We start from the raw sequence: 8,777 nt of genomic DNA, 5'->3' as shown, positions 1-8,777 counted from the left end.
CCTAGGCCAACCCCGGCTGGTAAAAAGTTACTAGGCTTATATCGTCGAGTCCGTTTGTTGGAGCATGAACTCGTTCCCGAGCTGATGAATGAAGATGGGAATCAGCCTCTATCAATATCCATTGCTACTAACGCGGATAGCTTAGCAACTTGGTTACTGCCAGCTTTGTCGGATGTGATGAAGTTGCGCCAAGTGGAATTGAACCTCGCTATTCATGGCGAATCGAGAACCATAGAGAAGATTAAAAGTGGTGAAGTTGCAGGTGCAATTAGTTTGGAGTCTCAAGCGATTCCTGGTTGTAGTGCCGACTACCTTGGTCGCATGGATTATGTGTGTGTGGCAAGTCCAGATTTCCACCAGCGCTACTTCTCGGAAGGGGTCAACTACACCACATTGAGAAAGGCTCCAGCTGTGTCTTATGATCAATACGATGACCTCCACAAGAAGTTTCTGCATGATCATTTTAATGTGCCTAGAGACAGCGTGATCAACCATACGGTTGGTAGCTCTGAAGCATTTGTGCGTTTGGCATTGTCAGGTGTTGCCTACTGTTTGATTCCAAGGTTACAGATCATCGAGGAGCTAGAATCGGGGTCGTTGATTGATATTACGCCCGGTTTTTTATTGTCCTATCGGATTTACTGGCACCATTGGCAGCTTGAAAGTGGAGTACTTAAAGAGATCTCACAAGCGATTTTGAGTTTTGCTCACGAACATTTACCACAGTAAGCTGGTGGTTTTTTCAGCGTCAAAGTTCTGTTAGAAGTGCGGTGCCTAGATTGGATAAACGGCAAATTACTCTATGATGAAAAGACATTTGTTTAGCATAGGTCTCCCCCCATGAAGTTTGTACCAAAGATGTTAGCAACCTCTCTTACTCTTACAGCTGCTCTGAGTGCTGTAAGTTTTTCGGCACTGGCTAATTCGCCATCTTTTCCACACATTTCGACGACCGGTTACGGTGAAGTGGTGGCGACGCCAGATATGGCGACATTTTCAGTCAGAGTTGTAGAGTCAACGATGACCGCAGAACAAGCAAAGCTCACCGTTGATAAAGTGGTGACGAGCTTTCTTAATAAGCTGCATAAAGCTGGGGTTGATGAGGCGAGTGTTCATAGCTCTAACCTGTACCTAGCGCCTCAATATCACTACCCGAAAGACGGTAAGCCGGAGTTAGTCGGTTACCGAGCTTCACGTAATGTGACGGTTGAAGTTAGGGATTTGTCGAATCTTAATGAGTATATGGACATTGCCATTGCTCAAGGGATTAACCAGATCGATAACATCCAATTGCAAGTGCGTGACCAAGCGAAATATCAAGAGCAAGCGCGTTTAGAAGCAATCAAAGACGCAAGAGCAAAAGCTAAATCATTAGCGACTGGTTTTGAGCGTGAGCTTGGCGACGTGTGGCGTGTTGATTACAACGCACAGTCTTCCCAGCCGGTACTAATGCGTTCTATGGCGATGGATGCGAGAACGGAGTCTAACTCTTATGAAGACTCAACGATCACTATTCGTGATCGTGTGAATGTGATCTATCAGCTTGAAGAGTAATTAGATCATCATGATCTAATTGCCTATCATAGGCCAAATACTAAAAAGGCTCTCACAATGAGAGCCTTTTTGTTTTTCTAATACCGAACTCGATGATTAGTGAAGTAGACGAGCACGGATAGTGCCTTCGATCTCTTTCAGTTTCAGCAGTGCTTCTTCAGACCGGTCTGCCTCAACATCGATCACTACGTAACCCATATCAGCGGCTGTCTGTAGGTACTGACCTGCGATGTTGATGCCTTCTTCTGCGAAGATTGTGTTGATTTGAGTCAGAATGCCTGGACGGTTCTGGTGAATGTGCAATAGGCGAGATGTGCCCGTATGCAATGGTAGCGATACCTCTGGGAAGTTAACACTTGATAGCGTTGAACCGTTATCAGAGTATTTTGCCAGTTTACCTGCCACTTCTACACCGATGTTCTCTTGGGCTTCTTGAGTAGAACCACCAACGTGTGGAGTTAGAATCACGTTATCGAACTGCATCAATGGTGACTCAAATGGGTCAGCATTGGTTTTCGGTTCGGTTGGGAATACGTCAATCGCCGCACCTCCAAGGTGACCAGAATCTAGAGCGCCACATAGAGCCGGAATATCGACTACAGTGCCACGCGCTGCATTGATAAAGATTGCGCCCGGCTTCATACGATCGAACTCTTCTTTACCCATCATGTTCTTGGTTTCATTGGTTTCTGGAACATGCAGTGAGATCACGTCACACTTGTTCAACAGTTCAGTCATGGTGTGAACTTGCGTTGCATTACCCAGTGAAAGCTTGTTTTCAATATCGTAGAAGTAAACGCGCATACCTAGGTTTTCCGCAATAATACCCAGCTGAGTACCAATGTGACCGTAACCGATAATACCTAAGCGCTTACCACGAGCTTCGTAAGAGTTGTCTGCACTCTTTTTCCAGATGCCACGGTGCGCAAGAGCATTCTTTTCTGGGATGCCACGTAGCAGCAATAGAACCTGACCAAGAACCAGCTCAGCAACGCTTCGAGTGTTTGAGAATGGTGCGTTGAAGACAGGTACTCCACGTTTTGCAGCTGCTTCAAGGTTTACTTGGTTAGTACCGATACAGAAACAACCGATAGCAACCAATTTTTCAGCAGCATCAATCACTTCTTGGGAAAGGTTTGTGCGAGAACGAATACCGATGAAGTGAGCATCTTTAACTGCTTCAAGTAGTTCATCTTCAGGTAGTGAGCCTTTGTGGTACTCAATATTTGTGTAACCAGCGGCTTGAAGTACTTCTACTGAAGAAGGGTGAAGACCTTCTAGAAGTAGAATTTTTATTTTTTCTTTTTCCAGTGAAACTTTGGCCATTGTTCTCGTCCTTAAAATGGAAAGGTTGGGCAAATGCGGCGCACGTGCTACAAAATGGCTGAAAGGGGAACAAATTCACCACTTTGTTAGGAGACAAACGTTTTCCCTGTGCGTCTTCTGAACAATAAAGTAACAAAAAAAAAATGTTTTGGGTAAGAAAATTACGGAATAAGACATAATTTTACAGGTACAAAGCAAAAAAACGGCGCCCTTGGGCACCGTATGTAATGAAGTAACAGAAAAACTCAATCTTCTATTATTTATTCTTCGATTTTTGCACCTTCAGGTGTACCTGTAATAACCACATCTGCACCACGGTGTGCGAATAGGCCAACCGTTACCACACCAGCGATACCATTGATGATATCTTCTAGTTGTTTCGGATTTTCAATCGCCATGCCGTAAACATCTAGGATCACGTTGCCGTTATCCGTTGTACAACCTTCACGGTAAACCGGGTCACCGCCAAGCTTAACTAGCTCACGCGCAACGTATGAACGCGCCATTGGGATAACTTCTACTGGTAGAGGGAATTTACCTAGTACATCAACAGCTTTCGTGCCATCAACAATACATACAAATTTATCAGAGATAGCCGCTACGATTTTTTCACGAGTTAGAGCTGCACCACCGCCCTTGATCATGTCGCGAGTTGGGTTGATCTCGTCTGCGCCATCAACATAGATGTCTAACTTAGCAACATCATTACACTCATACACTTTGATCTCTAGCTCTTCTAGGCGTTGCGTTGAAGCAACAGAGCTTGAAACTGCACCTTTGATTTTGTCTTTCATTGTGCCTAGTGCGTCGATGAAGTGATTTACTGTAGAGCCAGTACCAACACCTACAATGCTGCCTTCTTCAACATATTTAAGTGCTGCCCAACCAGCTGCTTTTTTCATTTCATCTTGAGTCATGCCATTCTCCTGAATAAGATCTTGCGCTTTGAATTAGTCTTTCGCGTATTAAGTTAACGTTTGAGTATCAAGGTTAACGTTTGCGGCGCGATTATAGCGCTTTAACGGTTGTTTTCCCATTGCCAAGTTTTACTTGGAGTCACGATTTTAGGTAACGGAACATCCCACTCTTCAATCGGTAGGGTATCGACATGTTGGCAATCGTGAGCCAAACCAATTGGTGTTGCCCCTTGTCCTGTCTCGAACCATTTCGCCAGAGTACGATCGTAATAGCCACCACCCATGCCTAACCTATGACCATGAGAGTCAAAACCAACCAGCGGTGTAAGAATCAGGTCGAGTTGATGGCAAGGTTTCACCAACGTTTGATTAAGCTGTGGTTCAACGATGCCGTATTTATTTAATACCGTTGGGGTTGTCGGAGAATAGTGCAAAAACAACAAATGCCCGTCAGAGAAGGGGTGCAATACAGGTAAATAGGTCTGCTTACCTTGCGCCCATAACCACTCGATTAAAGGTTGGGTATCAAGTTCACCGTCGATAGAGATATAAAGTGCGATATGTTGGGCAGACTGAATGTCATCAAGTTGAGCGCACTGCTTAACTAGGTCTATGCCGGATTGAGTTTGTTGTTCGTTAGATAGGGAGTTGCGTTTGATGCGGATCTGTTTGCGAAATTCGCTGCGTGTGAGCGTCTTCATAAGAAGGGATACCCCAAAGTGCCGTTGAGAATAGATGGCCCTTGAACCAGCGAGTTCAAGGCGGATCAGCAATGATTACCGTAGGCTTCTCGGTCGGGCCGAGCATGCTCAATAGCACTCAAGTACTAACCCTTAGGGATTGCTTATCGGCTCGGGGACGTGAATCCTCTGACAAACACTCCAGGGTAAATTTTGTGTACGCTATTGCTGTCCGTGCTTAACCTTACTGAGAACATCTGAAAGCGATGTTGTGAGCTGTTCCATTCGCTCGGTCAGTGCGTTTTGTTCGTCATTTGCTTCAAACTTCTTGGTTTGTAATTCATAGCAAATGTTCAGAGCTGCGATAGTCAGCAGCTTCACTTCATTGGTTACCTTAGTACGTTCAGCCATCTCTTTCAATCGATTATCAAGATCGGCCGCCGCTGCAATCAATGACTCCTCTTGCCCTGCCGGACAATTTACTCGAGTCAGTTTTCCTAATATTTCAACGTCTACCGCTTGATTACTCATGATGGATGAACTCTTTAACGCGCTATTTTAAGGCTGTTGCGCTTCGTTATTTTCTTGAAACAAAAAGTGCAAGTACCGATGAGGAAGCAATCTCCTCTGAGGGAGAAACTATAGGTAAACCGCTATTAAGATTCAAGCTTTTCAGAGTGACTGTTTGTAAATGAGAGCTTGAGCACACAGTAATTCAGCAAATTGAACAATTGGTAGTCAGTCATCCTTCAATTGCTAGGGATCGATGCTTACCAGAATTGGGGTGAAGTGGTACGATTATACTATCGATATAAAGAATAACTGAGCGAGCTATCTGATGAGCGAAACTACTTTACCTGACTACCTAACGGTTGCGACTGAACTTCAATCGGCAAGTCTAGCCGTAACCCCTGCTGAGATGCATGGTTTATTAACGGGTATGTTAAGCGGAGGCTTAAGCCTAGCAGATAAGAGCTGGCAACCACTGATCTTTGATTACACCAACGAAGGCATGGGTTGGCCGGATCGCGCATTAACGTTAGCGGAAGCGACATTGAAAGTAACCACTAGTGAGATCACTGGTTCAGGTATGGAATTGTCTATGCTACTGCCTGATGAAGACGCAAGTGCGAGCCTATTTGATTTAGCTGACGGTGTGTCTGATTGGATCAACCACTTTATCTCTGGTTTAGGGCTAGTTGGCGCTCAGTTAAATAAGGCGTCGGAAGGCACTAAAGAAGCGCTGGCTGATCTTGAAGAGATGGCAAAGCTAGGCATTGATGAAGATGATGACTTAGAAGAGCAAGCGCAACTTCTAGAGCACGTTATTGAGCACGTAAAAGCGTGTGCACTAACCATTCATGCTGAGTTTGGTGCACGCCCGTCTGAAGATGTAGCTCCAACCATTCACTAATCGTTTGCCAGTTTGAGGTTATGATGGCTCAGTATGATGTTGTAATTGCTGGTGGTGCGATGGCAGGGGCGACTTTGGCGCTTGCCTTGAATCACCTAAACCAAGGCTCGCTATCGATTGCGGTAGTGGAACCTTATCAGGTTGATCATCAAGCTCATCCTGGGTTTGATTCTCGTTCTATTGCTTTGTCTTATGGCACAGTGCAGATCCTTGATTCATTGCAGTTGTGGCAATCGATCGCTCCAGTAGCGACTCCGATTAAAGATATCCATGTCTCGGATCGTGGGCATGCAGGGATGACTGATATTTACAGCGAAGATCTTGCGGTTGATGCACTTGGTTACGTGGTCGAGTTGGCGGATGTCGGTCGAATCTATCAGCAAAAGCTGGAGTCAGAAGAGGCAATTACGATGCTGTGCCCTGACTCAGTAGCGAAAATTGAGCGTAGTGATTTACTTACGACCATTGACCTTAACAGCGGGCAAACCATTACTACTAAGTTGTTGGTTGCTGCTGACGGAGCGATCTCTACCTGCTGCCAACAACTGAATATTTCGTTGAGCGAGCATGACTTTGAGCAAGTGGCTGTCATTGCCAACATTGTGGCGAGCGAGCCGCATCAAGGTCGCGCCTTTGAGCGTTTTACCCATCATGGGCCAGTTGCTTTATTACCGATGACGGACAACCGTCTATCGCTAGTATGGTGCTTACCGCCAGAAGAAGCTGATAAAGTCATGGCTTTAAATGACAGCCAGTTCCTTGAACAGCTGCAGAATGATTTTGGTTGGCGACTAGGTCGTTTAGAGAAGGTGGGTAAGCGAGCGAGCTATCCTCTGATTCTTCGTCATCGTCAGCAAAATATCTCTCATCGATTTGCGATTGTCGGCAATGCCGCTCAAACTCTTCACCCGATCGCGGGTCAAGGCTTTAACCTCGGTATTCGTGATGTAGCTTCTTTAGCCGAAGAGTTGTGTACTCAGTTGGATGATGTTGGTCGATACACTGGCCTTGTTAACTTTAGAAAACGTAGAGAACAGGACAGAGGGGTGACGATTACACTGACATCGAGCCTTGTACATCTATTTTCAAATGACTTTTTAACCGCTCGTATCGGGCGAAACCTTGGGTTAGCTGTTATGGATAACCTTCCACCACTTAAAGGTCCACTTTTGCGTCATACGCTTGGCCTAGTAGAAAGATAAGGTAGATAAATAATGATGCAAAGTGTTGATATCGCAGTTGTTGGTGGAGGCATGGTTGGCTTAGCCCTTGCAGCAGCTTTGAAAGACAGTGATCTGAGAGTGGCTGTAATTGAAGGCAAGGCACCAAGCGAAGGGCTTAATGAACTGCCTGACGTACGTGTTTCTGCATTGAGCCGTTCTAGTGAAGTGATTTTGCGTAATCTAGGTGCGTGGCAGGGAATTGAGCAAAGACGTGCTGCCCCTTATCAAGCGATGGAAGTGTGGGAACAAGATAGCTTCGCTCGCATTGAATTTGATTCAACGCGTTTAGCACAGCCTAATTTAGGTCATATTGTTGAGAACCGTGTGATTCAATTAGCCTTGCTTGAGCAGGTTAAAAAGCAAGAAAACGTCAGTCTATACATGCCAGCAACGTGCAAAACAATGGCAATTGGTGAAAGCGAAGCATGGCTGACTTTAGACAACGGTCAAGCACTGACGGCTAAGCTTGTCGTAGGCGCAGATGGTGCCAATTCTTGGGTTCGCAAGCAGCAAGATATCCCTCTAACACATTGGGACTACGGACATAGTGCAATTGTTGCGAACGTTAAAACTGCAGAAACGCACCATAGTGTGGCTCGTCAAATATTTACACCACAGGGCCCATTGGCATTTTTACCAATGCAGCCGAGTAACATGAGCTCTATCGTTTGGTCGACTGAGCCGAATCGTGCCGAGAAGCTAGTATCTATGTCGGATACGGAGTTTAACAAACAGCTAACGGCTGAGTTCGACTCTAAACTAGGCTTGTGTGAAGTGGTTGGCGAGCGTTTTGCTTTCCCGCTGCGCATGCGATACGCGAGAGACTTCGCAGTAGAGCGTGTGGCTTTGGTGGGGGATGCTGCGCATACCATTCACCCGCTTGCAGGGCAGGGCGTTAACCTTGGCTTGTTAGATGCTGCCAGCCTAGCACAAGAGCTATTAAAGCTTTGGGCAGCAGGTGAAGACATTGGTACTAAGCGTAACTTACGTGGTTATGAGCGCTGGAGAAAAGCAGAAGCGGCGAAGATGATTGCTTCGATGCAGGGCTTTAAAGATCTGTTTGAAGGCGATAACCCAGCTAAGAAGCTGATTCGTGGCATAGGTATGAAGCTTGCGGGTCAGTTGCCTGGTGCAAAAGATGAAATTATGAAGCGAGCTCTGGGTCTTGCGGGTAATCTTCCTGATCTGGCAAAGCGCCCTGTGATTCATCGATAACGCCTGAATGTACCTATGATTCGTAGAGTCATTAATGCGAAAAAAGGGTTGGCAATAAGCCAACCCTTTTTGTTTGGAATCTTCTAGATAATCAGATTATGCGTAAGCACAGCGCAGCTTCATAATTTCACTATTTATTTCTTTCACTGTTTGAAAGTGGCGTTGCTCTGCTCTATCTGGCAGGACTAACTTGCCGTTATCAAACTCAAATTTCCCTACGCCGTAAATGTAGATTCGTCCTTTGAAAAGTCGACTTACATGTTTAGCAATCATACTCGGTGTATAGCGCTTAAACAGTCTCATTCTTAATTATCCTTATATTTACCTAGCCTGCACATTATAGAAAAACTCCGGAAAAATAATTGTGATAAGCATGGAGTAATATGCAGTAGCGTTGACGTTAATTAGATATTTGTGCTGTTCTAAGCACTTTCTACAGTAAATATCT

10 protein-coding genes and 1 other RNA gene are annotated in these 8,777 nt (G+C 45.3%); 5 read left to right on the top strand and 6 right to left on the bottom strand.

Features of this window, described 5'->3' with window-relative positions; translation table 11 throughout:
- Both BCT81_RS25405 and BCT81_RS25400 read left to right on the top strand, forming a co-directional pair.
- The coding region (locus tag BCT81_RS25405) for a LysR family transcriptional regulator ArgP (RefSeq protein WP_102426261.1) at positions 1–729 on the top strand (729 nt) is incomplete at its 5' end.
- A 111-nt stretch (positions 730–840) separates the two neighbouring features.
- On the top strand, positions 841–1,554 hold the full coding sequence (locus tag BCT81_RS25400; protein WP_102426260.1) for an oxidative stress defense protein: 714 nt from the start codon (positions 841–843) through the stop codon (positions 1,552–1,554).
- 96 nt (positions 1,555–1,650) lie between these two features.
- Here the strand turns inward: BCT81_RS25400 and serA are convergent, their stop codons facing one another.
- The 5 genes from serA to zapA all read right to left on the bottom strand — a co-directional run bounded on the left by serA (position 1,651) and on the right by zapA (position 5,008).
- The gene (gene serA / locus BCT81_RS25395; RefSeq protein ID WP_004739005.1) at positions 1,651–2,880 is read right to left on the bottom strand and encodes a phosphoglycerate dehydrogenase; all 1,230 of its coding nucleotides are present in this window, start codon (positions 2,878–2,880) and stop codon (positions 1,651–1,653) included.
- A 260-nt stretch (positions 2,881–3,140) separates the two neighbouring features.
- The gene (gene rpiA, locus BCT81_RS25390) at positions 3,141–3,797 is read right to left on the bottom strand and encodes a ribose-5-phosphate isomerase RpiA (protein ID WP_004739007.1); all 657 of its coding nucleotides are present in this window, start codon (positions 3,795–3,797) and stop codon (positions 3,141–3,143) included.
- A gap of 101 nt (positions 3,798–3,898) precedes the next feature.
- Positions 3,899–4,498 carry a 5-formyltetrahydrofolate cyclo-ligase gene (locus BCT81_RS25385; protein ID WP_102426259.1) on the bottom strand — a complete coding sequence of 200 codons (600 nt, stop codon included), beginning with the start codon at positions 4,496–4,498 and terminating at the stop codon, positions 3,899–3,901.
- 6 nt (positions 4,499–4,504) lie between these two features.
- A non-coding RNA gene (gene ssrS, locus BCT81_RS25380) (6S RNA) lies at positions 4,505–4,688 on the bottom strand.
- A gap of 11 nt (positions 4,689–4,699) precedes the next feature.
- Entirely contained in the window at positions 4,700–5,008 is a 309-nt protein-coding gene (gene zapA, locus BCT81_RS25375; RefSeq protein WP_004739010.1) for a cell division protein ZapA, read from the bottom strand.
- 307 nt (positions 5,009–5,315) lie between these two features.
- Between zapA and BCT81_RS25370 the strand changes: the two genes are divergently transcribed.
- The 3 genes from BCT81_RS25370 to BCT81_RS25360 are packed head-to-tail and all read left to right on the top strand — an operon-like array spanning position 5,316 to position 8,329.
- Entirely contained in the window at positions 5,316–5,891 is a 576-nt protein-coding gene (locus BCT81_RS25370) for a YecA family protein (RefSeq protein ID WP_004739012.1), read from the top strand.
- Between the two features lie 23 nt (positions 5,892–5,914).
- Entirely contained in the window at positions 5,915–7,093 is a 1,179-nt protein-coding gene (ubiH, locus tag BCT81_RS25365) for a 2-octaprenyl-6-methoxyphenyl hydroxylase (protein ID WP_102426258.1), read from the top strand.
- Positions 7,094–7,105: 12 nt separating this feature from the next.
- Positions 7,106–8,329 (top strand): FAD-dependent 2-octaprenylphenol hydroxylase, encoded by a 1,224-nt coding sequence (locus tag BCT81_RS25360; protein WP_102426257.1) that lies wholly within the window; start codon positions 7,106–7,108, stop codon positions 8,327–8,329.
- A gap of 96 nt (positions 8,330–8,425) precedes the next feature.
- On the opposite strand, the gene BCT81_RS25355 is transcribed toward BCT81_RS25360, so the two are convergent.
- The gene (locus tag BCT81_RS25355) at positions 8,426–8,632 is read right to left on the bottom strand and encodes a DUF1107 domain-containing protein (protein ID WP_008223967.1); all 207 of its coding nucleotides are present in this window, start codon (positions 8,630–8,632) and stop codon (positions 8,426–8,428) included.
- Positions 8,633–8,777: the final 145 nt, after the last annotated feature.

The sequence above is a fragment of the Vibrio sp. 10N.261.52.A1 genome (assembly GCF_002876325.1).
Classification (GTDB): domain Bacteria; phylum Pseudomonadota; class Gammaproteobacteria; order Enterobacterales; family Vibrionaceae; genus Vibrio; species Vibrio chagasii.
Note: the sequence above shows the minus strand (reverse complement) of the source record. Positions and strands in the feature narration are given on the sequence as shown.